Source organism: Actinomadura oligospora ATCC 43269 (genome assembly GCF_000518265.1).
Taxonomy (GTDB): Bacteria; Actinomycetota; Actinomycetes; order Streptosporangiales; family Streptosporangiaceae; genus Spirillospora; species Spirillospora oligospora.
Map to the genome: position 1 here is coordinate 505,962 of NZ_JADG01000003.1, position 24,705 is coordinate 530,666.

Below are 24,705 nucleotides of genomic sequence, written 5' to 3' on the forward strand. Positions count from 1 at the left end.
CGTCAATGAGAATAATGACGGCCTATTTATGAGCACTCTTTGACAAAAGTGACTTACGCAGGATCTGGACATAATGCGGTGGGCCGGGATAGATTCCGCCCGTGCCCGGCCCCACCGCTTCGCGACTGATCCTGGACGAACTCCGCGGCGAGGTACGGCTCACCCGTGCCGAGCTGATCGAGCGGACCGGCCTGTCCCGGTCGTCGGTGTCCGGCGCTGTTGGAGAGTTGCTGTCGGCCGGACTGGTGGCCGAGCACACCATCCAGCCCGCGCCCGACGGCCGCCGTCCCGGCCGTCCGGTGGCAGGGCTGTCGCTCACGCGAGCGGCGGGCCTGGTCGCCGCCGTGGAGTTCGGGCGCGACCACATGTCGGTCGCCGTCGCCGACATGGCGCTGCGAGTGCTGACCGAGCGCACCGTGTCCATCGACGCGGCTGGCGGCAAGGACGTGGCTGGCGGCCGGGACGGGACGGACGGCAGGGACGCAGCAGGTGGCCGGGACGCGGTGTTGCGGGCCGCCGAGGCGCAGATCCTGTCCGCGCTCACCGAGGTGCCCGAACCCCAGGCCCTGCTCGCCGTCGGGATGGGCCTGCCGGCGCCGATCCTGGCCGCGGACGGAAGCGTGGTGAGCGGCCCGGTCCTGCACGGCTGGGCGGGCAGCCGTCCGGCCGCCGAACTCGGCGACCGGCTCGGGCTGCCGGTCGCCATCGACAACGACGCGAACCTCGGCGCCCTGGCCGAGGCCCGGCTCGGCGCGGGCCGCGGTGCGCGGGACATGCTCTATCTCACGATCTCCTCCGGCGTCGGCGCCGGGCTCGTCCTCGACGGGCGCGTGCACCGCGGCAGGCACGGCGTCGCCGGAGAGATCGGCCACGTCCCGGTCGCGGGGGCCGCCGGAACCGGCCGGGCGTGCCGGTGCGGCGGGCTCCGCTGCCTGGAGACGCTGGCCTCGACCACCGCCATCCTGGAGGCGCTCGAGCCGTCCTTCGGACCCCTCACCGTGGCCCGGCTGGTGACCCTGGCGAGTTCGGAGTCGATCGTCCGCCGGGTCCTCACCGACGCCGGGCGGGCCATCGGCACCGTGGTCGGCGACCTCGCCAACACCCTCGACCCGGCCGTGATCGTCCTCGGCGGCCCGCTGACCGAAGCCGCCCGGCCGCTGCTGACCGGACTGCGGGAATCCCTGGACCGCCGTACTCAGCCGGGAGTCGGCGACGCCGTCCGCCTGGTCCCCGCCGCCTTGGGGGAGCGCGCCGGTGTCCTGGGCGCGCTCATCATCGCCGCCGAGACCGCCGCGGTCCTGGAATCCGGTGGAGAGGGAAACGCATGACGTCACATGACGAGCGAGTGCTGAGCCTCATCCCGTACGGCGACGCGACGACCATGAGCGACCTCGTGCGGGCCAGCGGGCTGAGCCGGCCCACGGTGGCCGGTGTCCTCGGACGGCTGCGCGCGGCCGGGTCGGTGGAGGAGGCGGTGGTGGCCACCGGGAGCCTCGGGCGTCCGGCGAAACGATGGCGGCGGCTACCGCAGCACGGGACGTTCGGGGTGATCGCGCTCTCCCGCGACGCCGTGCGGGTACGCGTCGTCGACGGCGATGACCGGAACGTCGCCGAACGGGAGCAGCCGCTCGACGTCAGCCTCGACGCGCAGGGGGCGCTGGCGCACGGCCACCGGTTCCTGCGCGACTGCCTGACCGAGCTGGGCGCTCCCGCCGACGGCCTGTCCAGGGTCGTCCTCGGCCTGCCCTGCCCTGTCGGCGGCCCGGAGGAGCATCCGCAGGTCCGCGGCATCCTCCCGGACTGGGTCGGGATCCGCCCGGCCGAGCGACTGCGCAGCCTGCTGCCCGGCACCGCGATCGTCGTGGAGAACGACGCCAACCTCGGCGCGCTCGGGGAACTCGCGCAGGGCGCCGGCCAGGGCGGGACGGACCTGGTCTACATCAAGCTGGCCCCGGGAGTCGGTGCGGCACTGATCCTCGGCCACCGGCTCTACCGCGGCGCCGCCGGGCTGGCAGGGGAGATCGGCCACGTCCAGATCAATCCCATGGGCCAGCCCTGCGCCTGCGGGGCGCGCGGATGCCTGGCGATCGAGCTCAACATCGCGGCCCGGCACGGAACCGAGTGGCGGCACAGCCTGCCGACGCCCGCCGAGCTGTTCCCGGCGGGCGAGACCAGCGACCCGGCCGCCGACCGCGTCCTCCACCGCATCGGCGCCCTGCTCGGGGAGCAACTCGGTGCGCTGGCCAACGTGCTCGACCCCGAACGTGTCATCGTCAGCACCGACACGATGCCGCCCCCTGCCGTCCTGCTGGACGGGATACGGGACGGTATCCACCGCACGGCACTGCCGGTCGTGAGCGATCTTCCGGTGGTCCCGTCACCGCTGGGCATCAGAGCCGAACTGATCGGCGGCATCGCCCTCGCCCGCTCAGGCGACGGGTAGTGCTGTATGCCCATGCCCGATTCCGCCCGTTCCGCGACCGTCAGGTTCCTCCGATGAATCTGGTGACGACGGCCGCGTACTCCTGCGGATGCGTCACCTGGGGGATGTGTCCCGCCCCTTCGAAGACCTGCCGCTGCGCCTGCGGCATGGCGGTGGCCACCCGGTCGAGCACGCCGGTGAACCACGGCGGGCTCTGCGTGCCGGAGCTGAGCAGCACGGGCGCCGTGCAGGCGGCGAGGCCGTCGAGGTCCACGACGGCCCAGTCCGGGTCGAGCTGTTCGTCCAGCCAGGTCTGGGCGTTGGCGACGAAGACCTCGCGCATGGGGGCGGGCAGCCGGTCCCACATGCCGGGTCCCAGGGCGATCTCTTCCACGAACAGCCGTGCGCCCGCTTCGTCCTCGCCCTTGCGGAGGCGGTCCATCACGGCGTCGATGGAGGTCATCGTCGGCTGAAGCCCTGCCATGAACGCCGGGTCGTCGGCCATCAAGCCCATGAGCGGAGGTTCGTGGACCACGATGCTGCGGAACAGCTCCGGCCGCCGCGCCGCCAGCCCCAAGGTGATCGACGCGCCGAAGGAGTTCCCGGCCACGTGCGCCGGGGCGATCCCGAGTTCGTCGATCAGCGCCGCCAGGTCGTCCTCGTCCTGGCGCCGGGTCCCCTGACCCGGTACCATCTCGCTCCCGCCGTGACCACGGCGGTCGTAGGCGAACACCTGGAAGGACCCGCGCAGATCGGCTTCGATCGCGAGCCGCCAGTTCGCGCGGTCGTTCCACGAGCCGTGCACGAGGACGAGCGGATCCCCGTCCCCGGCGGACTCGTAGGCGAGCCGCACACCGTTGGCGTTCACCTGGGACACGTCACGACTCCTTCGGTCCGGCCGGCGCGGGCCCTGCTGATCGCCCGCCGCAGTACTCCTACCAGCCGGTGCCGAGGCACGACACGAGCCACGCTGAAGCACGTCGCTCGTCCTAAAGGTGCTCGTCAGCGGGGTTGTCTGGCTTCGTCTTCGAGACGTCGGCGCGAGCCTGGAGACGAGGGCGGCCGTGACCCGGTTCGGGCCACGGCCGGTGACGTTCAACGGCTGGACCGCCGTAGAGGACCCTCCGCCTGAGGTGGTCAGGGGTGGGAGAGGAGCGGTTCGGCGTCTTCGGGGGTTCGCTCGGTCTCGGCGTCCTCGGGGACGGCCTGCTGCTGGGGACGCGGCGTGTTCATCAGGACGGCGATGATCAGCGCACCGGTCACGAGGATCCCCGCCGCCCAGGTGCCGGCCGTCACGAAGCCGTCCAGCATCGCCTGCCTGGCGAGGAGCGGGCTCCTGCCCTGCGAGGCGTGCGAGGCCAGGTAGTCCGCCGTCGCGCTGGTGGCGATGGTGTTGAGGAGCGCGGTTCCGATCGAGCTGCTGATCTGCTGCGAGGTGTTGACGCTGGCCGAGGCGACGCCCGCGTCGCGCGGGTCGATGCCGCGCGTGGCGTAGTTGAAGGCCACCGGCATGACCAGGCCCGCCCCGAGGCCGAGCAGGAGCCCCGAGACCAGCACGCCCTGGACGTAGGCGGTGCCGGTCTCCATGGTGCGCAGCCACAGCATGCCGGACGCGATGAGCAGCAGGCCCGGAATGATCAGCGTCCGTGGCGGGAGCTTGGGCAGCAGCCGGGTGGTGAGCGCACTGGCCGACACGAGCACCGCCACGGTCATCGGGAGGAACGCCACGCCCGTCCTGATCGGTGAGTATCCCTTGACGGCCTGCAGGTAGTAGGTCATGAAGAGGAACGCCCCGAACATTCCGATCGTGGCCAGTCCGACGCTCAGGTAGGCGCCGCCACGGGTGCGGTCGGCGATCAGGCGTGGCGGCAGCATGGGCTGCGACACCCGCTTCTCGACCATCGCGAACGCGGCGAGCAGCACCGCGCCCCCGACCAGCAGACCGACGACCTTCGCCGAGCCCCAGCCGTCGGACTCCGCCCGGCCCGTGCCGTACACGACCGCGACCAGCCCGCTGGTCACCAGCAGCACGCCGGGGACGTCCAGCCGGGCCTTCCCCTCACTCCGCGACTCGGTCAGCATCGCGTACCCGCCGATCACCGCGATCAGCGCGATCGGAACGCTGACGTACAGGCACCAGCGCCAGTCCAGGTAGTCGGTCAGCGCCCCGCCCGCGAGCAGCCCGATCGCGCCGCCCACGGCGGTGATCGCGCCCCAGATCCCGAACGCCTTGGCGCGCTCCTTGGGCTGGGTGAACGTCACCGTCAGCAATGACAGCGCGGACGGCCCGAGCAGCGCGGCGAATCCACCCTGCAAGGCACGCGCGCTCAGCAGCAGCTCGAAGGTGCTTGCCGCGCCGCCGAGGGCCGACGCGCCGGCGAAGCCGAGCAGTCCGATCAGGAAGGTCCGTTTGCGGCCGGTGTAGTCGGCGATCCGTCCGCCGAGCAGCAGGAGGCTGCCGAACGCCAGCGTGTAGGCGGTGATGATCCACTGCCGGTCGCCGTCGGAGATCCCCAGATCGCGCTGGAGCGACGGCAGCGCGATGTTCACGACCGTCCCGTCCAGGACGATCATGAGCTGGGCCAGCCCTATGAAGAACAGCGCGGCCCAGCGGCGCGAAGTGGCCGCCGGGGCCTGCGCCTTCGTGGTTGCCATGACTTCGTCCTCACTTGTGGTGGTGCGCGCCGCACGGACCGTTCGCGCGGCGTCCTGACGGCCACAAGACGACGGCGGCCCGACTCCTGTGACGGCGCGGTCGTATGACGTGGGTCACTGCACGCGGGTGTTACAAAGCGGTGGGAAGCGGCGTCTAGTGCGCGTGGCAGGACCAAGGACGAACGTGCAGGAGCCAGGCATGAGCCAGCGCAGCGAACGAACGACGGCCGCGGCCGGACGGCTCGATCGCGCCAAGAGCGTGGACACGGCCACCAAGGTGTTCGTCGAGCATCGCAATCTGCTTTTCACCGTCGCCTACGAGATGCTCGGGTCGGCCGCCGACGCCGAGGACGTCCTGCAGGAGACCTGGCTGCGCTGGGTGGACGTCGACCTGGCCACCGTCCGGGAGCAGCGCGCCTACCTGGTGCGGATCGTCACCCGGCAGGCCCTGGACCGGCTGCGTGCGCTGGGTCGGCGCCGCGAGTCCTACGTCGGGCCGTGGCTGCCCGAACCGCTGCTGACCACCCCTGACGTGGCCGAGGACGTCGAACTGGCCGACAGCGTGTCGATGGCGATGCTGCTGGTCCTGGAGACGCTCGCGCCGATCGAGCGGGCGGTGTTCGTGCTGCGCGAGGTGTTCGACCTGGACTACGACGAGATCGCCGAAGCCGTCGACAGGACCCCGTCGGCCGTCCGGCAGCTCGCGTACCGGGCACGGTCACACGTCGCCGCGCGCCGCCCCCGCGGCGTCGTCTCCCAGGCCGAGACCCGGGCCGCGCTCGGGGCCTTCCTCCTCGCGGTCCAGACCGGCGACCTGCAGCGCCTCCTCGACATCCTGGCGCCGGACGTCGTCGCTCTCAGCGACGGCGGCGGAATCAAGCACGCCCTGCCTCGTCCCATCGTGGGGGCCGACAAGGTGGCCCGCCTGATGTCGGTCGGCTGGTGGAAGCACGACGTCGAGCGGACGGTCGAGCTGGTCCAGATCAACGGCGGCCCGGGGCTGCTCGTCCGGGTCGGCGGGGAGATCGACGGCGTGGTCGCCGTCCGCGTCGAGAACGGCCACATCACCGGCGCGTACCACGTCCGCAACCCCGAGAAGCTCTCGCACATGGACCGAGAGACCACCGTGAGCCGCTGAACCCGTGAACCTCCCTGGGCCTCCGTCCTCGGGATGAGTGAGGACGAGGCGGCGTCCGCACCGGAGCGCGCGTCGGATGTCACAGCGGTGGCCTAGGGTGCACCGGCATGGATGATCATTTTCCCCCGGAGGAAGACCTCCTGGTCCTGCCGGAATCGCTGCGGCGCAACCTGACTCCGCGGCGTGGTGGTGCGCTGCCTTTGGCGACCAGTCTCACCGACAGGGCGGTGGGCGAGATCGCCCCAGGTGACATGGTCGACGCCGGTGCCGCCGACGTCCTCGCGGGGTTGCTTCAGGAGCACCGCGAGCACCTTGAGAAGGTGCTGTCGGCGGGCAAAAGCGATGCGGCGATGGTCGGTCACGCGCGCGCCTACCTCGACGGAGCGGACGACCCGGCCGGGGCGGCGGCGATCCTGCACCTCGCCGAAGGGGTGCACAAAGGGCCCGAGACTCCCCGAATCTTCACCGATGGCTGGGTCGTGGAACGTGGGCCGGCCTTCGCCGCCTGCGCCCTCGCGGAGCTGGCCGGAGTCTCCGGGGCGCCGGGCGCGCTGCGTCCCATCGACACGCTCCGGCAGGTCGACCCCGTGTCCCTCCGACGCGTCCGGGGGCTGCTGGCTTTCGCGGGCGAGGAGGAGTACGAGCAGGCGGTGGAAGGACTGTCGGCCCATCGTCGGACGCGGGCGCAGCGGATGGTTGCCTCGTACCTGGTCCCGACCCGGCACGAGTGGGTCGATGAGTGCTGTGCCGAACCGCCCGCAGACGAATGGGGGAGTCCCCGCGCCTACAGGGACCTGCTGTGGGCCTCGATCGGCACTCCGCGGCATCTGGACCTGCTCGGCGACTGGCGCTTGGAGGACTCCGACTTCGGACCGTTCTCGTTCGGCCTGCGCGCGACGATGGCCGACGGCGTCGGCCCGGCCATCGCGCCCGTCCTCGTCAGCGCATGGGACCGGATCAAGGTCTACAAGCTGTGGCTGGAGGGGCTGGTCGAACTGATCTCGCTGCTGCCCAGTGACGAGGCCTTCGAGCTGCTCCTGGAGCGGTACGACCGCGAGCATGCCGGCAAACACTTCCGCGCGGCGATGGAACGCTTCCCGCGTCGTGCCGTCCGGGTGCTGTCCAAGGTCGCCGCAAGCGACTCGAACCAGGCCCTCCTCGCCGCCGGACTGCTGCACCTGCACCTCCAGGCCCACCCCGAACTGGCGGGACCATCCACCCCGGCCCGCGTTCCGGACGCGCCTGCCGCAGAGATACCGGCCGTGTTGACCGGGCCGGGCAGAGCCGCACGGCTTCCCGACTACGCCGACCCTGACGCCCTGCCGCAGGTGCTGGTCCGGGGCGGTGGTCGCGCCCTGCCCGCCGCCGCGACCAAGCGGCTCGTCGCGCTGGCGAAGAAGCCGGACGAGCGGCTGGAGGCCGTCCGGGACGCCTGTGACCGACGGTCGCTGGCCGACTTCGGCTGGGCGCTGTTCCTGCACGGCGACGCGTGGGCCCTGCCCGCCCTCGGATGGCTCGGCGACGATCGGACGGCTCGCGACCTGGCCGCCCTGCTCCCCGGCTGGGCGGACCGGGGCACCCGCGCCCGCGCGGTGAAGGGGATCGACGCGATCGCGAGGATCGGCACGCCGGGGGCGCATGTACTGCTGACCGAACTCGCCGAGACGAGCCCGCACGACCCCGTCAGGAAGGCGGCCCTGCAGGGAGCGCGGAAACTCGCCCCCTGAGCCGTCCGACCGGTGTCTCAGACGCGGACCAGCGGGGTGTCGACCAGGTGTTCGGCCAGGAACCACGCCTGACGCTCCCCGGCCCTGATCACCTGGGAGACCAGGAGGTCGTTGGTGCCGTCGTCCCCGTTGGCGGCGGCCCGGGCCGCCGCGTCGTGAGCGTCGGCGAGGATGGTCTCGTGCGCCTGGAGGAGCCGCGACAGCATGGCCGGGACCTCCTCCACGCCGTTCGGGGGACGCTGGATCGAGGTGATCTCGGCGGCGTGCCGGACGTCTCCGACGGCGACGCCGCCCAGGGACTGGACGCGCTCGGCGAGCGCGTCGACGATCTCCAACTGCTCGCCCGCGTGCCGGTCCAGCACCAGGTGCAGCTGGTAGAAGGTCGCGCCGCGCATCAGCCAGTGGTGCTTCTTGTAGAGGCCGTGGAGGATCTGGGTGTCCGCGAGGACCTTGTTCAGGCGCTGGCAGGAGTACATCCGCGCCTCGAAGGACAGCGCGACCGGGAACTGCTTGACGGTTCCGAACTCCTGGATCACCTCTCCCTTCTGGTGAAGCCAGGGCTGACTGCCGTGCCGGGCCGGGGTGTCGCTGGTCATGATCCGCCTCCTGCGGTGCCGTGCTGTGCGTACCCCGGCGACGCTAGGCGTCCGGACCGGAGGGGAGTTGACGGGCCGTGCACGCGGTGGTGACCGTGGGCGCACTGTGAACGTCGCGTCATCGTCCTGACAGGACGGAGTGCAGCGCGGAGGCCGTGGCGTCGTCCTTGCGGGGAAGGTGCAGGTCACGGCGTGCGTGAGAAGCGGGCATCGGGTTCAGGCCGCGGCGGGCCGTACCGGACGACGGGGTCCTCCGGGCCGCGTCCTGAACGCCACGCCACTCGCGCGGCGTCATTCCGTAGGCGGCCCGGAACACCCGGCTGAAATGCGCGGCGCTGGCGAAGCCCCACCGGTGCGCCACGGCGGCGATCGTGGCGTTCCCGTGGAGCGCCAGGTCGCGGCGGCACTCCTCGAGGCGGCGCCGCTGGATCCAGCGGCTGACCGTGACGTCCTCGATCTCGAACAGCTTGTGCAGGTAGCGCAGCGAGATGTGATGGGTCTCGGCGATGGCCTGCGGGGTCAGGTCGGGGTCGGCGAGGTGCCGGTCGATGAACGCCTGGATCCGCAGCAGCAGGGCGCGGTTGCCGCCGGGGGACTCCTCCGCCACCCGGCCGAGGATCTCGTCGGTCAGCGTCCCGAGCAGGTCCACGATGTTGCGGGCCATCAGCTCGCCGGCGCGTGGCGAGAGGCCTCCGGCGCCGTCGACGATCCCGGCCACGAAGGGGGACAGCAGGGCGCCGAGGGAGCCCTCGGAGGCGAGCCTGCGGGCGGTGATGTGGGACACGTCGGATTCGCTGAGGCCCAGCACGGCCTTCGGCAGGACGAGGGACTTGGTCCGGAAGGGCTGGGGGAACGTCAGCCGGATGGGGCGCGCCAGGTCATAGACGAAGACGTCCCCGGGGCCCAGGACCGCCTCGCGGCCGTCCTGCTCGAGCCGGGCGACCCCCGCGTCCAGCATCTTGACGACGACGTAGTCGTCCTGGCCGTCCTGCGCGGCGAGGCGGCGCGTGCGCAGGGCGTCCTGGCAGTCGCCCGCCAGGGTGACGGCCCGGAGCCTGCCGATCGGCGCCGTGCGGATCGTCCCGGCGTACACCTCGTCGGGGACGGTGATGTTCACCGCGCCGAACGTCCGGGCCAGGGCTTCACGCCAGTACAACCGCCGGCGCGGCACGGGAAGAGAGTCGGGGATGTCGAAGCCTTCGTGGCCGCTTTCCGCCTGGACATCCGATGCCATGGTTCTCCGCCCTTCGGTTTCGTGTACAGCGACACGCTGCCATCGGGCGTCGGCTCGGCACATCACGTGAACCCGCTAGATCACGCGCCCGGAACGGGCCCGTACCTCATCTGCCCGTGCCTTATCTGCCCGCGCCCCGGGCGGCCCCGGCGGTGACATGACGCTGGGCGATGACGAGCAGCAGGGCGGCCGGGACGGACGCCATGACCGTGGTCGCCATGACGGCGTTCCAGTGGTCGGTGTTCGCGCCGAGGTACTCGTAGACGCCCAGGGTGATCGGCCGGACGGCCGGCGTGGTGGTCAGCGTGAGGGCGAAGAGCAGGTCGCTCCAGGCGAAGAGGAACGTGAAGACCGCGGCGGTGATCAACGCGTTGCGGCTGAGCGGGAGCACCACGGAGCGGAAGACCCGCAGCGCCCCGGCGCCGTCCACGCGGGCGGCCTCGATGATCTCCGGCGGGATGGTCCGCATGAAGGCGTGCAGGATGATGATCGCGAAGGGGATCCCGGCGGTGGAGTCGGCGAGGATCAGGCCGAGGTGGGAGTTCAGGAGTCCGAGATCGGCGTAGGCGCCGTAGACCGCGTCGGCCACGACGATGCCCGGCACCATCTGCGTGACCAGGATCCCGAGGAGCACCAGGTCGGTGCCGCGCAGGGAGAACAGGGCCAGCGCGTACGCGGCGGGCGCGGCGAGCCCGAGGCTGAGCGCCATGCTGCCGAGGGCCACGACGAGGCTGGTGACGAGGTTGCCCGCCTGGTCGCGCAGGGCGAGGGCGTAGCCGCTGAAGTCCGGCGGGACGGGGAACCAGCCGCCCCCCAGAGCGCTGCCGCCGGGCTGGAGCGAGGCGTTCACCATCCAGTAGACGGGAAACAGCATCACCGCCAGCAGGACGATCCCGACGACGGTGGACAGCCGACCCCGGCGCGGTGGGCGCTTCACGTGAGCGCCTGCCCGGCGGCCCGGGCGCGGCGTCCGGCGCGCAGGTGGACGAGGGCGAACACGAACGAGATGACCATGAGGACGTTGCCCAGCACGGCGCCGCGTCCGAACTCGAACTCCTGGAAGGACAGCTTGTAGGCCTGGGTCGCCAGGGTTTCGGTGGACCCCGCCGGTCCGCCGCCCGTCACCGTGAGGATGACGTCCAGGGCCTTGACCGTGTAGGCCACGCCCAGCACCAGCACGACGCTCACCACGGGCCGCAGCAGCGGCCACGTGATGTGGCGGAAAGCGCTCACCGGTCCCGCGCCGTCCAGCCTCGCCGCCTCGTACAGGTGCGGGGGGATCTCCTGGAGGCCGCCGTACAGGATCGCGGTGTTGAAGGGGATCCCGACCCAGACGTTGACGAGGATCACCGACACCAGGGCCTGCGGGGTGCCGGTCAGCCAGGGGACGCCCGACGAGGAGAGGTGCAGTCCGCGCACCACCGCGTTGACGATTCCCGTGTCGGGGTCGAGCATCCACCTCCACGTCGTGCCGGAGGCGACCAGGGGCAGCAACCAGGGCAGCAGCAGGAGCGACCGCAGGACGCCGCCGAGCGGGAAGCGGCGCTGGAAGAACAGCGCCAGGGCCAGGCCGAGGACGAACTGCCCGAGCAGCGAACCCGCGGTGAACAGGATCGTGTGCGCCAGGGCCTCGGAGAACAGGTCCGAGGTGAGGATCGCCGCGTAGTTCCGCAGGCCCGCGAACGGGGCGACGCCCGAGTAGAGGGTCGTGGTCGTGTACTGCTGGAAGCTCAGCTCGACGTTCTTGACGAGCGGGTACCCGAAGAAGACCAGCAGGTAGGCCGCGGCGGGCAGGACGAACCCCCACCGGGCCAGCCGCTCTCGTGCGCGTGCCCTGACCATGCCCCGGTCCGCCGTGTCGACGACGGCGTCGTCCCCGGCGCCCGTCCAGGGCGTCGGGGACGTCCGGTCAGTCACGGGTGGCGGTCCGCTGCGCCTGCCGTAGGGCCTCTTCGGGAGTCTGCCGCCCCGTCAGCGCGGACTGGATCGCGGTGTAGATCGCGGTCGCCGCCCGGGGCCATCTGACGCCGAGTTCCCGGGTGCGGGCGCGCGCTCCTTCCGCGCCCTTGACGAACACGGCCATCGACGGGTTCTGCTCGGCGTACCGGGCCGCGACCGCGCCGCGGGACGGAACCGTGTGGTGCTGGCCTGCCAGGGTGAGCATGGTCGAGGCGCTGTTCAGGCAGTTGAGGACCTCGGCCGCCTTCGCCTGCCGGGCCTTCGAGGCGTTCTGGGGGACCGTCCAGACCTCACCGCCGAGGGGCGCGACCGGCGTCCGGCCAGCCCGGGGGACCGGGATGGGGGCCACGCCCCAGTCCAGGTTCCGGTCCTTCTCCATCGCGGGGATGCGCCACGGACCGTTGATCATCATGGCCGTCCGTCCGGCGGCGAACTGGTCGTGGACGTCCGCCTGCGTCCAGTTCAGCACCGACGTCGACATCGAGCCGCTCTTCACCAGGTCGACCCACAGCCGCAGGGCCTGCGCGGCCTGCGGCGTGTCCAGCTTCTTCTCGTCGCCGCCGTTGGACCACAGGAAGGGCAGGAACTGCCAGGTTCCCTCGAAGGTGGCGTTCGCGTCGACGGCCATGCCGTACCGGCCGGGACGGGTCAGCCGGGCCGCCGCCGCCTTCAGCTCGTCCCAGGTGTCCGGCACGGCGACACCGGCCTCGGCGAGCATCTTCTTGTTGTAGAAGAGGGCGACCGTGCTGACGTACGGGGCCAGCCCGTACACCTTCCCCTGGTAGGTGCCCGCCGAGAGGATGCCCTCGGCGACGTCGCGGGTGTCGACGCCGTACCGGTCCAGCGGGGTCAGAGCACCGGTCTGCGCGATCTGCTGGAGGTCGGCGTTGTCCAGCATCAGCAGGTCGGGGAGCGTCCGCGACGACGCCCGCCGCAGGACGGCCGGGATGAGCGACGCCGGCGGCACGCTCGTCTGCTCGACCCTGACGCCCGCGGTCCTGCCGCACGCGGTGAGCACCTGGTCCCACTGGTCGTGCTCGGACTTCTCGGTGTAGTAGTCGAGCACGGTGATGGAGGTGATCTTGTCCGTGGGGGACCCGGCACGGGCTCCGCCGCCGCACGCGGTGGCGGCCAGGAGCAGCGCCGTGGCCGCGGCCAGGCAGGGGACGATGCGGCGCGTCGGCCGGCCGGCCGGTGAGATCATGCAGAAGCCCTTACCGAAAGAGTGCGTGTGGCTGCGGCGGTGGTGCCGGGGGGCGGCGGTCTCCGGGGCCGTCAGGGCTCGAACCGGTGCCTTCCGCGCAGGTATCTTATGCGCCCGCAGCAGGCCCGCGACCTGCGGGTACGGCGCGGGCGTCGGCCGCCGTCATCGTCGGTGACCTGCGGCTTCCCGGATCATCGCCGCCACGCCGTCGGGCCGTGAGAGCAGGACGGCGTGGGAGCCGTCCAGCACGTGCTCGATGGCGGCCATGCGCTGCGCCATGAAGCGCTGGGCGGTCGGACTGACGACCCGGTCGGCGGTCGCGATGGCGTACCAGGACGGCTTGGACGCCCATGCCGGAGGCCCCGCCCTGTGGGTCAGCGCGGCGCGGGCGAGGGGACGCTGGGTGACCGACAGCACCTCCCCGGCGCTCGACGGCAGGTCGGCGGCGTACACCTGGGGGAACCGCTCCCCGTGGATGTACAGTTCGCCGTCCGGATCGCCGGGAGCCCCGGCGGGAAGCGCGGTGGTGAAGGTCGAATTGGCCACCGGCATCGGGGCGAAGCGGTTCACGACGTCCAGGACGCACTCACCGGCGTCGAGCCCGAAGGCCGCGACGTAACCCAGGGCCACGACGTTGTCGGCGTCGTGGCCGGCCTGGGTGATGACCGCGCCCCCGTAACCGTGCCCGACCAGCACGACAGGGGCGTTCAGGCCGCGCACGACGTTCCTGATGTAGGCGGCGTCCTCGGACAGGCCACGCAGCGGGTTCGCCGGGGCGCGGACGGTCAGCCCGTCGGCGTGCAGCAGGCCGATGACCGCCGCCCACGAGGAGGCGTCGGCGAACGCGTCGTGCACGAGCAAGATGAGCGGCGGTACGGAGTGGGATCCGTCCATGCGGGCGACCTCCGACCGAGTGGGGATCACACACCCAAACGCGCCCGGCCGCGGCATCGCATCGCGTGAACGTACTAGATCGCGTGAACGCGCCCTCCGGCCCGTCAGTCGGCGGCCGGTCAGCCGCCCGGCCCGTCAGTCGTCCGGCAGGGTCATGACCAGGTTGGCGAGCTGAACCCGCGAGTTGATCGACAACTTGCGGAAGGCGGACGTCAGGTGGGTGTTGACCGTGTGCGGGGAGAGGAAGAGCAGGTCGGCGGCCGACCGGTTGGTGTGGCCCTGGGCGATCAGGCGCGCGATCTTCTTCTCCCCGGCCGTGAGGGCCTCCCACCCCTGCACGGGACGCGGAACCGCCGCCGCCCGGCGACGTCCGGCCCCCGCACCGTCCAGGACGCGCTGCACACGTGCCGCCGGAGCCTGAGCGCCGGACTCGGCGAACGCGTCACGGGCCCGCGTCAGCGCGGCCACCGCCGGGTGCTTCGGTCCCGCTGCCAGCAGGGCCCGTCCCAGATCCGCCTGCGCGGCGGCCCGGATCAGCGGACGAGGGCTCGCGTCGAGGAGCTCCACGGAGCGTTCGAGTGTGGGCAGGTCGTCCTTCACGAGCCCGAGGGCCTGCGCCGCGACGCCCGTGGCGGTCGGCACGGCGGGGTTGCGTCCCGCATGGGCCTCGGCCTGGGCGGCCAGGTCCTCGGCGAGTCCCCGCTCCGCTCCGCGCAGCGCCAGGCGCGTGGCGAAGGCGACCCAGTCGCGCAGGAGCCGCCAGCGCATGAAGGGTCCTTGCCGCTGCACCTCCCGGATCCTGTCGACGGCCAGACCGAGGTCCCCGTCGGCCTCGGCGTGGGCCGCCTCCAGGAAACGCACCGCGGCCGTGTTGCCCGGGTTCGGCTTGGCCGCCAGCCGGTCCCGCGCCGCGTCCAGGTGCTCCCGCGCCGAATCCCGGTCGCCGCGCAGCAGGGCGGTCAGCGAGCGCAGCACGCGGCCGTTCACCTGCTGGACCGACAGCTGGACCTCGTCCTCCAGGCGCTCCATGGTCACCAGGCCGGCGTCGGCGTCATCGAGTCGGCCGAGCCCCAGGTCGTGCTGGCTCTGAGCCCACAGCACCATCGTCTGACGCGTCGTCCCGGCGTCCATCGCGCGCAGGAGCAGCCGTCGCGCGGATACGAAGTCGTCCATGTGGAGGCGCGCGACGACCTCCTCGGGCAGGAACGCGGCGTCGAGGGTGCTGAGCGCGGCGAAGCGGTCCAGCGCGACGGCGCTCTCCCCGGCGTTCTGCGCGATCTCGCCCAGCCCGGACAGGGCCAGGATGTGCGCCTCCCGGTCGCCGGCGGTGGTCGCGGCTCCCAGCGCGGCCTCGCCCGCTTCGCGTGCCGCGACCAGGTCATGGTCCCGGGAGAGGGCCAGGGCGCGCAGGGCGCTCAGCCGCGCCGCGATCTCCGGGGAGGCTCCTCCGGTGGCGAGGGCGGCTTCGGCCCTGCCGCGAAGGTCGGCGGCGAGGTCCAGGTTCCACAGCGTCCCGCCCAGCGCGGCCTGCAGCCGGCTGAAGGCGTCCAGGGGAGGACGCTCGGCCAGCAGCCCGTCGCCCATCGCCAGGGCCTCGCGGTTCCTGCCCGCCCGCGTCAGGGACAGGATCGCCTGCTCGCCCACGGCGAACCGCAGGGGGCGGGCCGAGGGCACGAGCTCCAGGGCACGCGTCATCAGATCGGCCGCGAGGTCGGGCGTGACCGGCAGGACGTCGTCGGCCGCGCGCCGCAGCAACGCCACGGCCTCCTCGTCTCCGGGCAGGGCGCCCCGGAGGACGTGCGGCACCGCGTCGACCGGCTGGTGGCCCGCGTCGATCAGGCTCCGGGCGGCCTCGCGATGCAGGGCCTTCCGGGCCGACGGCGGGATGTCGACGTAGACGGCCTGGCGCAGCAGATCATGACGGAAGGCCAGATGATCGCCATCGTCGTCGAGGAGCCCGGCCCGGACGGCCTCCTCGAGCGCCCCGACCAACGCGGCGGGCGACGGTCCGCAGAGCGCGGCGGCGTCGTGGAAGGCGAACCTGCGTCCGAGAACCGCGCCCATCTGCAGGAAACGCAGTGTTTCGGGCTGCAGGGACCTCAATCGTCCGCGCACGCCCACCACGAGCCCCTGGGGCAGGAGGTCGTCCGAGGCGCCGTCGGGCCGGAGACCCGCCAGCATCTCGACGGCCAGGAACGGGTTCCCGCCCGCTCCGTCGAGCAGGTCCCTGACCCGGTCGTCCACGGCCGTCCCGAGGGTGTCACCCGCGATCTGGGCGATGGCGCCGCTGGTCAGGGGGCCCAAGGAGATCCTGGCCAGCGGCAGGCCGCCGTTCGCGGCCGCGGCGATCTCCTCCGCCGGGCCCAGGGGCTCATGCCGTCCGGCCAGGGTCCACAGCACCGGGGAGGTCCGCAGGCGCGCCGGAAGCTGCTGCAGGGCGAACCGGCTCAGCGGATCGGCCCACTGGACGTCGTCCAGGCCGATCAGCACGGGGGTGTCACCGGCTCGGGTCTCGATCATTTCCGCCAGGCGTTCCACGAGCCAGATCCGCTGGTCATGGTTGCGCGCGAGGTCGGTGAAGGCGTCGCCGGACAGCAGCGGCCGATCGCCCTGCAGAAGGCTGGCCGCCAACGAGGAGAGCGGCACCATGTGGTGCAGCTCCTCCGCCTTGCCGACACCCACCGAGAATCCCGCTGCCGCCGCCCTGGAGACCGCCTCGGTCAGCAGTGTGGTCTTGCCGATGCCCGGCTCGCCCTGAATGAGGGCCATCCCGCCGCCTCCGGTGCGGGCCACCGAGGCGATCAGCGCGTCGAGTTCCCCGAGCTCGGCCTCTCGGCCGCGCAGACCCGGCATCCCGGCCCGGCCGTGGCGCACGGGATGACTCACGTTCTCCGTCCGATGGCTGCGAAGCGACTCTGGAGGAAGTGCTGCGTTCTCGGCATTTCTCCCTGAGCGCACATTTTACTTGTCCGTCCGTGCACTCCCGCCGAGGTCGCCCAGGTCGGGAGGCCCGTCGCGGAGCTCTGCCGCGGGGCTCAGCCGCAGCGGCACCCGGGGGCGTCCGCCCTCGGGCACGTCCAGGCAAGAAGCGATGCGCTCGTGAACAACACGGGTCAGATCGTCCGCCATAGCGTGATGCCATCGCGTCGGGGGAATGGCGTAAACGTCGGCCCTGTGCGCACTACGCACACAAAGCAAAAGGAAGAGACATGCCTTACATCACCGTGGGTCAGGAAAACAGCACGAACATCGACCTTTACTACGAGGACCACGGGGCCGGGCAGCCGGTCGTCCTCATCCACGGCTTCCCGCTCGACGGACACTCCTGGGAGCGCCAGAGCGCCGTCCTCCTGGCCGCCGGCTACCGAGTGATCACCTATGACCGCCGCGGCTTCGGGCAGTCGAGCCAGCCGACGACCGGGTACGACTACGACACCTTCGCGGCCGACCTGAACACCGTGCTGGAGACCCTCGACCTGCGTGACGCCGTCCTGGTCGGCTTCTCGATGGGCACCGGCGAGGTCGCCCGGTATGTGTCCGCCTACGGCACCGCCCGCATCGCCAAGGTCGCCTTCCTGGCCTCGCTCGAGCCCTGCCTGCTCAAGACCGACGACAACCCCGACGGGGTCGCCCCGAAGGAGTTCTTCGACGGCATCGTCGGCGCGGTGAAGGCGGACCGCTACGCCTACTACACCGACTTCTACAAGGACTTCTACAACCTGGACGAGAACCTCGGCACCCGGATCAGCGAGGAAGCGGTCCGCAACAGCTGGAACGTGGCGGCCGGCGGCGGCTTCTTCGCGGCGTCCGCGGCGCCGTCCACCTGGTACACCGACTTCCGGAACGACATCCCGGCCGTCGACGTGCCCGCGTTGATCCTGCACGGCACCGCCGACCGCATCCTGCCCATCGACGGCACCGGCCGTCCCTTCCACCGGGCCCTGCCGTCCGCTGACTACGTGGAGATCCAGGGCGCCCCGCACGGGCTGCTGTGGACCCACGCGGACGAGGTCAACGACGCCCTCCTCACCTTCCTGAGGAAGTGACCCGGGCGGAAGGCCCGTCGGGGGGCGGGCCTTCCGAACGCACGACCGCCCGTCGCCAGGCCGACGGGTGCGGCCAGGCCGCCGGTTGACCGGTCCCGGACGGGGCGAGCACGGGGGCGAACGCCTCCTCCGGGAGGCGTTCCAGCTCGACCACCGGACTAACGGGGGACCCGGTAGGTGAGGTGAAGGGCGCGTCGCCCCTGGACGACGGCCGGATCCTCGAGCAGCAGGTGCCCGCCCCCGATCTTCGAGAAGTACGGGACGCCCTCGCCGAACAGCACCGGCACGAGGCTGACGCACACCGCGTCCACCAGGCCGAGGGCGAGCGCCTGCTGCGTCACGTTCGCACTGGCGATCGTGACGTTCCTGTCGCCGGCGATCCGTTTCGCCCGGTCGACCCCCGCCTCGACTCCGTCGACGAACGTCGTCGTCGGCCACCGCTTCTCGGCCTCCGCCGGCGGGTGGTGAGTGACCACGACGACGGGCGCGCCGACCGGGTGCCTGTCGTTCCAGCCCCCGGCGATGTCGAACAGGCGCCGCCCGCTGATGAGCGCGCCGGTGTCCTCGATCAGCTCCCGCAGGTACTCCGCGCTGGCTTCGTCCACCCTGAACGAGACGTCCTCGTTGGGGTTCGGAATCGTCACGTCCCCGGCGCCGTACCAGTCGAACAACTCGCCGGTCATGTCGTCCGGCTGCGCGATGAATCCGTCCAGCGACATCGTCATATGACTGAAGATCTTGCCCATCGACCGGTCCTCCCCGGATATCACTCGGCCCGGCGGCTCCCGGCCCGTGGACCCTGATTCCCAGAGAAAGACCGACCCGGGCAACGGAACTCATCGCACCCGTCCGAACCAAACCGCCCGAAGCGGAGGCGGCGGTTCGGCTGAAGAGGAGAACGAGGGCTGCCGCCGGTTTTCGTCAGGAGGCGTCCGTCGAGGGGAGGGTGAAGCCTTCGGGCGGGGAGCCGTCGACGAAGAGCAGCCCGACTTCTGCCTTGCCGTCCCGGATCGCCCTGGCGCGCCGGTACTCGGGGGAGTCGTACCACTCCCGGACGCGGTCCATGTCGGGGAACTCGATGATCAGGAGCCGGGACGAGGGCCAGGCGCCCTCGGCCGGTTCGGGCACGGGACCCGCGACCAGGTACCGGCCGCCGTGGTCGAGGATCGACCGCTGGGCCACGGGGGCGTAGGCCCAGCCGGCCTCCTCGTCGAGGACGTCGACATTGGCGATGACATAGGCAGGCATGGAAACCCCGTTTCCTTAGGACACACCGTGTACTTTTGACTCGGTGGAGAGTAACGCATCCCTGTAACCTGCTCAAGGTGGGCATCGATGAGGGCGAACGCGCCGGCGGCGCGATGAGCCGCCGCGAGCGGCTGCGGCTGGAGACGAGCCGGGAGATCAGGGTCATCGCGCTGCGGCAGATGGCCGAGGGCGGGCCGGGGGCGATCTCGCTGCGGGGCATCGCCCGCGAGATGGGCATGACCGCGCGCGCGATCTACAGCTACTTCCCCACCCGGGACGACCTGATCACGGCACTGATCGGCGAGATCGCCGCCTCGCTCGCCGAGACGCTGGAGTCCGCCAGCAGCGTGGTGCCCGACACCGACCCCGGCGGCAGGCTGATGGCCTGGGGCCAGGCGCTGAGGGAGTGGGCCCTGGCCAACCCGGAGAGCTTCCGGCTCTTCTACGGCCACCCCGTCCCGGGCTACGAGCCGCCCGAGGACGGGCCGGTCGACCAGACGGCCCGCCGCGTGTGCCGTGATCTCACCCGCCTGGTGGCGGCCGCCTGGCCCCAGGCCCGGCACCTCCAGCCCGAGGACACCTCCTGGTCCGATCTCCACCCGGACCACGTCGCGAAGATCCGGGAGGACCTCCCCGACGTCCCGCCCGCCGCGGCGGCCCTCGCGCTGCGCGTCTGGGGCCGGATGCACGGCCTGGTGGCCCTGGAGGTCGACGGCCACATCCACCCTGTGGCGGGCAACCCGGCCGCCCTGCACCGCGCCGAGATGCTCGACATGGTGAGGTCACTGGGCCTGAGTTGACCGCGTCCCGGGCCGCTTCGCCCCACGGGCCGGGGATGGCCGACGTGTTCGAGGACGGGTGAATCGCAGAGATCCTCCCGCGGCGGCGGCGTTGCACCCACAATGAGGGGACCTTTCCTTGATCGCAGGAGGAGCAGTGCCGCTGACACCCCGCGTTCCCCTCCCACGGCGCGTCCAGCCCGCTCACACCAGGCCTCCCGCTGCGTTCCGTGCGGTGGCCGCGGGGCTGTGCCTGGCATCGGCCGCATGGGCCGCGGCCGGATGCGGCGACGGAAAGGACGCGTCGCCCCGGCAACCGGCCGCATCCGCACCGGCGGCCACGTCGCCGAGCCTCACGCCTTCGGCGTCTCCGACGCAGCCGAGCCTCGGCCTGGTCGGGAAGGACGACTGCCTGGCCAATAAGCCGTTGTGGGCTCCGATCTCCTGCGGTGACGGCCAGGCGGTCGCCAAGGTGGTCGGGCTCGGGCTGGTGACCAACGCCTACGGCACCGGGTCGGCGCTCTCCTCCTGTCCCGCCGAGACCGACGAGATCCTCCAGCGGCCGGACGGCGGCGTCGGCTACTTCTGCCTGCGCATGCTGCGCCCACCGCACCTCGCCCGGCCAGGGCTGGGAGGCGGAATCGTCGTCGTCGGGGACTGCCTGGTCAGGAAGTCCGGCGGCTACGTCGAGACGCCCTGCGCGGGCGGCGGGAAGCGGCCCGAGTACAAGATCGTCGACATCATCGGATGGAAGGAAGGCTCCTGCCCCGAGGGCGGGGGCCGCGTCCAGCTGTCACCCGACAGGCTGGGCCTCACCCACTACTGCGCCAAGCGCATGTAGCCGTGCGTGGCGGAGGATCAGGGATCTGATCCTCCGCCATGGACGGCTAGCTACGTGACTGCTGGCGGTGCCGACCGGGGGCCAGGCCGTACTCCCGTTTGAACGCTTTGGCGAAGGCGAACTCGGAGGTGTATCCGGTGCGCTGTGCGATGGTCTGCAGCGACTTGTCGGTATCGCGCAGCAGGCGTGCCGCGAGGGTCATCCGCCACCAGGTCAGATAGCCCAGCGGCGGTTTGCCGACCAGCGAGGTGAACCGCCGGGAGAAGGCCGCGCGTGACAGTCCGGCTTCCGCGCCCAGCGCTTCGACCGTCCACTGCCTGGCGGGGTCCTGGTGGATGCGGCGCAGCGCCGCGGTGATCGCCGGGTCGCGGAGCGTCGCGGCCCACCCGGTGGCCGGGCCGTCGTCGGCCTGCTCGTCGAGCCATGCCCGCAGGATGTAGAGCAGGAGGATGTCCAGCAGGGCCGACACGACGGCTTCGGTTCCGTGGTCGGGTCCGGCGATCTCGTCGGCGAGCAGGTTGACCGCGGCGTGCAGCGGCCTGCGGTGGCCGAGACGTCCCGGCAGGTGGATGACCTCGGGCAGTTCCTCGAACAGCGGATGCGGCCGGGACTGGTCGAGCGTGTACGCGCCGCACAACAGGACCGTCGTGGCCCCGTCGTCGGTGCTCGGCGCCATCTCCGGCAGGGACGCCACCGGTGCGCTCGTCAGGGGCGTCGAGAGGCTGTCGGCCAGAGCGTGCCCGCAGCCGTGCGGCAGGCACACCACGTCGCCCACGTTCAAGGTGATCGCGGCGCCCTCCGGTGGGATCAGGAAGCACGTCCCCTCCAGCACCACGTGGAAGCCGGCGCCGTGGAACGGCTCGGCCCGCACGCCCCACGGAGCGTGCTTGCGGATCTCAGTGGAATGCGGGCGCCCCGTGCGCATGGCGCCGATCGCGTCGCTGAGCACGTCCATTGCCGGATCGTATCGCCAGGCCGCCGCAGGCGAGACGATCAGACATGAAGGGGAGACGGACGGCCATGGGGGAGCGGCTCCTGGCCTCCATACGCTGAGCGTGCCAAGGAGATCGACCGATCGGTTTACAAGAAGGGCAGGACATGAGCCTGTACACCGCCGTCGCGACCGCGACCGGCCGCGACGGCCGCGCCTTCAGCACGGACGGCAAGCTGGACGTCGGGCTGGCCCTCCAGAAGGAGTTGGGCGGCACCGGCGACGGCACCAACCCCGAGCAGCTCTTCGCGGCGGGCTATGCGGCCTGTTTCGCCACGTCCATGCAGCTGGTGGCGCAGCAGAGGAAGGTCGACGTCTCGGGAATGTCGGTCACCGCCGAGGTCGGCCTCGTCCCCAACGGGACGGGCGGCTTCAAGCTCGAGGTCAGCCTGCGGACGAAGCTGCCGGAGAGCCTGCCCCGGGACGCCGGCCGCGAGCTCATCGAGGCCACCCACCAGGTCTGCCCCTACTCCAACGCCACGCGCGGCAACATCCCAGTCGACCTGCTCGCCGAGTAACCGCGCCCACGCCGCCGACGCCGGACGGGCCTGGACCGAGCACCAGGCCCGCTGACCTCGATCACGACAAGCCCCGCCGCAGACTCTGCGGCGGGGCTTGCCGGTCAGTCCGTGTGGTCGAGGACCGCCGCGATGATGCTGTCGGTGTCGATCCCGTGCGCGCGGTGCACGCTCTCCAGGTCGCCGGACTGGCCGAACGCCGTGACGCCCAGGTGCGTCGCCGGGGTTCCGGTCACCCCGGCCAGGAAGGCCAGGGTGTGCGGGTGGCCGTCCAGCACCGTCACCAGGGGCGCGGCGCGGTCGGCGGGGAAGAGCGTGTCCAGGATCCACGTCGGCGCGTCGTCCAGGCCGCGTCGCGCCTGGACCGCGCGGAAGAGCAGGTCGGGGCTGACGACGCAGAGCACGTCGACGGCCGTGCCGAGCTTCTCCAGGCGCTCCGCGGCTTCGAGGGCCTCGGGGACGAGGGCGCCCACGGCGACGATGGTGGCGTCCGGGGTGCCCGGCGCGCGCCGCAGCGCGTAGCCTCCGGCGACCACCTGCCGCCGTCGACGTTCGCGGGCGGCGGGGTCCGTGGGGATCGCCGCCAGACGCTGATCGACCGGCCGCGTGGACAGCCGCAGGTAGGCCGAGGACCCCCCGGGGCGGCCGAGCCGTCCCAGCGCCGCGAGCAGGACCCACTCGGTCTCCAGGGCGAACGCGGGCTCCCAGGTGGTGCATCCGGGCTGCTCGATGCCGATGGACGGGGTCACGATCGACTGGTGGGCCCCTCCCTCGGGGGCGAGGGTGACGCCCGACGGGGTGCCGACGAGGATCGACTGGCCTCCCGCGTAGATCCCGAACGACCAGGGTTCCAGCGCCCGGGTGACGAAGGGGTCGTACAGCACGCCGATCGGCAGGAGGGGTTCGCCCCAGCGGCTCCAGGTCGCGCCCAGCTCGCCGAGCAGGCCGACCAGGTTGCCCTCGGCGATGCCGAGCTCGATGTGCTGGCCCGCCGGGCCCTCCCGCCAGTGCAGGATCGTCTCGCGGTCGTCGGCGAACCAGTCGAGGTGCTCCTGGGGCGACCAGACGCCGACCTTGTTGACCCAGCCGCCCAGGTTGGTGCTGGAGCTGACGTCCGGAGACACGGTGACGACCCGCGCGCCGGCCTGCGGGGCGGCGCGGTTCAGGTCGAGCAGGGCGCGCCCCAGCGCGGACTGGGTGGTCGCGGTTCCGGACGGAGTGCGGCCGAGATCGGTGGGGACGGCGGGCGGCGTGGCGGGCGGGGTGACCGTGCGGCGCAGCCGTTCGGCGGTGTCGGCGCACAGCGCGGCGGCCTCGCTCCCCGGCGTGAACCGTTGCCACGGCACCTCGGCGGACACCCCGACGCGGGCCGCCAGCTCCTCGATCTGGGGACCGGTCAGCAGCGCCGAGTGGTTCTGGGGGTGGCCCTCGATGGGCAGGCCGTACCCCTTCACGGTGTAGGCGATGATCACGGTCGGACGGGTGTCGTCGATGGCGTGGAACGCCTGCCGCAGCGCGGCGTGGTCGTGCCCGCCGAGGGCGCGGACGACCTCGGCCAGCCGATCGTCGTCGACGCCCGCGAGGAGGCCGCGGATGGCCCCCGCCCCCGGGCCCGTGCCGGGGAGGAGTTCGCGCAGCCGGTCCGGAGTGTGGCGGAGCAGGCGCTGGTACTCCGGGTTGGTCATGGTGTCGATGCGCTCGCGCAGCGCGTCGCCGCCCGGCCGCCGGAACAGCTCCTCCAGCGCCGCGCCGTACTTGACGGTGATGACCTGCCAGCCGGCCGCGGCGAAGAGCGACTCCATGCGTTGCGCGCCCGCGATGGGCACGACCCGGTCCAGGGACTGGCGGTTGAAGTCGACGATCCACACGATCTCGCCGAGCTCGGCGACGCGCGGGTCGAGGATCGCCTCCCAGACCGCGCCCTCGTCGAGTTCGGCGTCCCCGACCAGCGAGTACTGGCGTCCGGACGCCTGGGGGGTGAAGTGGCCGCCGACGTACCGGCGGGAGACGGCGCCCCAGATGGGGGCGGTGGCGCCGATCCCTACAGAGCCGGTGGAGTAGTCGGCCGGAACCGGGTCCTTGGTGCGGGAGGGGTAGCTTTGCAGCCCGCCGAAGGCGCGCAGGGTCGTCAGGTGCCGCTCGTCCAGGGCGCCGAGCAGGTACTCGATGGCGTGCAGGACGGGCGAGGCGTGCGGCTTGACCGACACCCGGTCCTCGGGCCGCAGGTGCTCGAACCACAGCGCCGTCATGACGCTGGTGATGGAGGCGCTGGACGCCTGGTGTCCTCCCACCTTGAGGCCGGTGGGATTGGGGCGGACGCGGTTGGCGTGGTCGACGATCGCGGTGGACAGCCACAGGACGCGCTGTTCCACCTCGCGCAGGACGTCCAGGCTGGTGTCGGTCACGGGTGTGGAGATCTGATCAGTCATGGCGCGGTCCCGGCGGTGACGTTG

At 72.0% G+C, this 24,705-nt stretch carries 22 protein-coding genes; 8 read left to right on the forward strand and 14 right to left on the reverse strand.

Annotated features, from left to right (window positions below; all coding sequences use genetic code 11):
• The first annotated feature begins 101 nt into the window (after positions 1 to 101).
• Together P696_RS0101945 and P696_RS0101950 are read left to right on the forward strand one after the other, a co-directional pair.
• The gene (locus P696_RS0101945; protein ID WP_026411007.1) at positions 102 to 1,328 is read left to right on the forward strand and encodes an ROK family transcriptional regulator; all 1,227 of its coding nucleotides are present in this window, start codon (positions 102 to 104) and stop codon (positions 1,326 to 1,328) included.
• Positions 1,325 to 2,443 carry an ROK family transcriptional regulator gene (locus P696_RS0101950; protein ID WP_084336661.1) on the forward strand — a complete coding sequence of 373 codons (1,119 nt, stop codon included), beginning with the start codon at positions 1,325 to 1,327 and terminating at the stop codon, positions 2,441 to 2,443. The genes P696_RS0101945 and P696_RS0101950 overlap by 4 nt, the downstream gene beginning before the upstream one ends.
• Before the next feature lie 40 nt (positions 2,444 to 2,483).
• Here P696_RS0101950 and P696_RS42635 read toward each other — a convergent pair whose 3' ends face one another.
• Positions 2,484 to 3,299 (reverse strand): alpha/beta fold hydrolase, encoded by an 816-nt coding sequence (locus P696_RS42635; protein WP_034482724.1) that lies wholly within the window; start codon positions 3,297 to 3,299, stop codon positions 2,484 to 2,486.
• Positions 3,300 to 3,559: 260 nt separating this feature from the next.
• Positions 3,560 to 5,077, reverse strand: a complete 1,518-nt coding sequence (locus P696_RS42640; RefSeq protein WP_051466593.1) for an MFS transporter — start codon at positions 5,075 to 5,077, stop codon at positions 3,560 to 3,562.
• 199 nt (positions 5,078 to 5,276) lie between these two features.
• Between P696_RS42640 and P696_RS0101965 the strand changes: the two genes are divergently transcribed.
• Positions 5,277 to 6,215 carry an RNA polymerase sigma-70 factor gene (locus tag P696_RS0101965; RefSeq protein ID WP_026411009.1) on the forward strand — a complete coding sequence of 313 codons (939 nt, stop codon included), beginning with the start codon at positions 5,277 to 5,279 and terminating at the stop codon, positions 6,213 to 6,215.
• Between the two features lie 107 nt (positions 6,216 to 6,322).
• Positions 6,323 to 7,942 carry a hypothetical protein gene (locus P696_RS0101970; RefSeq protein WP_157429466.1) on the forward strand — a complete coding sequence of 540 codons (1,620 nt, stop codon included), beginning with the start codon at positions 6,323 to 6,325 and terminating at the stop codon, positions 7,940 to 7,942.
• A 17-nt stretch (positions 7,943 to 7,959) separates the two neighbouring features.
• Here the strand turns inward: P696_RS0101970 and P696_RS0101975 are convergent, their stop codons facing one another.
• The 8 genes from P696_RS0101975 to P696_RS55565 form a co-directional block, all read right to left on the reverse strand.
• Positions 7,960 to 8,538, reverse strand: a complete 579-nt coding sequence (locus P696_RS0101975; RefSeq protein ID WP_026411011.1) for a Dps family protein — start codon at positions 8,536 to 8,538, stop codon at positions 7,960 to 7,962.
• A gap of 118 nt (positions 8,539 to 8,656) precedes the next feature.
• Positions 8,657 to 9,772: an AraC-like ligand-binding domain-containing protein gene (locus P696_RS42645; RefSeq protein ID WP_084336663.1), complete on the reverse strand. Its 1,116-nt coding sequence runs from the start codon at positions 9,770 to 9,772 to the stop codon at positions 8,657 to 8,659.
• 121 nt (positions 9,773 to 9,893) lie between these two features.
• On the reverse strand, positions 9,894 to 10,709 hold the full coding sequence (locus P696_RS0101985; RefSeq protein ID WP_026411012.1) for a carbohydrate ABC transporter permease: 816 nt from the start codon (positions 10,707 to 10,709) through the stop codon (positions 9,894 to 9,896).
• Entirely contained in the window at positions 10,706 to 11,689 is a 984-nt protein-coding gene (locus P696_RS0101990; protein WP_245627469.1) for a carbohydrate ABC transporter permease, read from the reverse strand. The genes P696_RS0101985 and P696_RS0101990 overlap by 4 nt, the downstream gene beginning before the upstream one ends.
• Positions 11,682 to 12,935, reverse strand: coding sequence for a sugar ABC transporter substrate-binding protein (locus P696_RS0101995; protein ID WP_051466595.1), 1,254 nt, complete (start codon positions 12,933 to 12,935; stop codon positions 11,682 to 11,684). The genes P696_RS0101990 and P696_RS0101995 overlap by 8 nt, the downstream gene beginning before the upstream one ends.
• 162 nt (positions 12,936 to 13,097) lie before the next feature.
• Entirely contained in the window at positions 13,098 to 13,829 is a 732-nt protein-coding gene (locus tag P696_RS0102000) for an alpha/beta fold hydrolase (RefSeq protein ID WP_211245581.1), read from the reverse strand.
• Between the two features lie 135 nt (positions 13,830 to 13,964).
• Complete coding sequence (locus P696_RS0102005; RefSeq protein WP_211245582.1) at positions 13,965 to 16,715, reverse strand: helix-turn-helix transcriptional regulator; 2,751 nt, start codon at positions 16,713 to 16,715, stop codon at positions 13,965 to 13,967.
• Between the two features lie 75 nt (positions 16,716 to 16,790).
• Positions 16,791 to 16,958: a hypothetical protein gene (locus tag P696_RS55565; RefSeq protein WP_157429467.1), complete on the reverse strand. Its 168-nt coding sequence runs from the start codon at positions 16,956 to 16,958 to the stop codon at positions 16,791 to 16,793.
• 80 nt (positions 16,959 to 17,038) lie between these two features.
• Here P696_RS55565 and P696_RS0102010 point away from each other — a divergent pair, with 80 nt between their 5' ends.
• Entirely contained in the window at positions 17,039 to 17,875 is an 837-nt protein-coding gene (locus P696_RS0102010; protein WP_026411017.1) for an alpha/beta fold hydrolase, read from the forward strand.
• A 158-nt stretch (positions 17,876 to 18,033) separates the two neighbouring features.
• On the opposite strand, the gene P696_RS0102015 is transcribed toward P696_RS0102010, so the two are convergent.
• Together P696_RS0102015 and P696_RS0102020 are read right to left on the reverse strand one after the other, a co-directional pair.
• On the reverse strand, positions 18,034 to 18,621 hold the full coding sequence (locus P696_RS0102015) for a dihydrofolate reductase family protein (RefSeq protein ID WP_026411018.1): 588 nt from the start codon (positions 18,619 to 18,621) through the stop codon (positions 18,034 to 18,036).
• Between the two features lie 175 nt (positions 18,622 to 18,796).
• Positions 18,797 to 19,123, reverse strand: coding sequence for a DUF1330 domain-containing protein (locus P696_RS0102020; RefSeq protein WP_026411019.1), 327 nt, complete (start codon positions 19,121 to 19,123; stop codon positions 18,797 to 18,799).
• A 77-nt stretch (positions 19,124 to 19,200) separates the two neighbouring features.
• Between P696_RS0102020 and P696_RS0102025 the strand changes: the two genes are divergently transcribed.
• A complete protein-coding gene (locus tag P696_RS0102025) occupies positions 19,201 to 19,923 on the forward strand; it encodes a TetR/AcrR family transcriptional regulator (RefSeq protein WP_245627470.1) in 723 nt (240 codons plus the stop codon).
• Between the two features lie 406 nt (positions 19,924 to 20,329).
• A complete protein-coding gene (locus P696_RS42650; RefSeq protein ID WP_051466597.1) occupies positions 20,330 to 20,743 on the forward strand; it encodes a hypothetical protein in 414 nt (137 codons plus the stop codon).
• Positions 20,744 to 20,789: 46 nt separating this feature from the next.
• Here P696_RS42650 and P696_RS0102035 read toward each other — a convergent pair whose 3' ends face one another.
• Positions 20,790 to 21,698, reverse strand: a complete 909-nt coding sequence (locus P696_RS0102035) for an AraC family transcriptional regulator (protein ID WP_026411021.1) — start codon at positions 21,696 to 21,698, stop codon at positions 20,790 to 20,792.
• Positions 21,699 to 21,841: 143 nt separating this feature from the next.
• Here P696_RS0102035 and P696_RS0102040 point away from each other — a divergent pair, with 143 nt between their 5' ends.
• Positions 21,842 to 22,252: an organic hydroperoxide resistance protein gene (locus P696_RS0102040; RefSeq protein WP_026411022.1), complete on the forward strand. Its 411-nt coding sequence runs from the start codon at positions 21,842 to 21,844 to the stop codon at positions 22,250 to 22,252.
• A gap of 104 nt (positions 22,253 to 22,356) precedes the next feature.
• Here P696_RS0102040 and P696_RS0102045 read toward each other — a convergent pair whose 3' ends face one another.
• The gene (locus P696_RS0102045; protein WP_051466599.1) at positions 22,357 to 24,681 is read right to left on the reverse strand and encodes a transketolase-like TK C-terminal-containing protein; all 2,325 of its coding nucleotides are present in this window, start codon (positions 24,679 to 24,681) and stop codon (positions 22,357 to 22,359) included.
• Between the last annotated feature and the right edge of the window lie 24 nt (positions 24,682 to 24,705).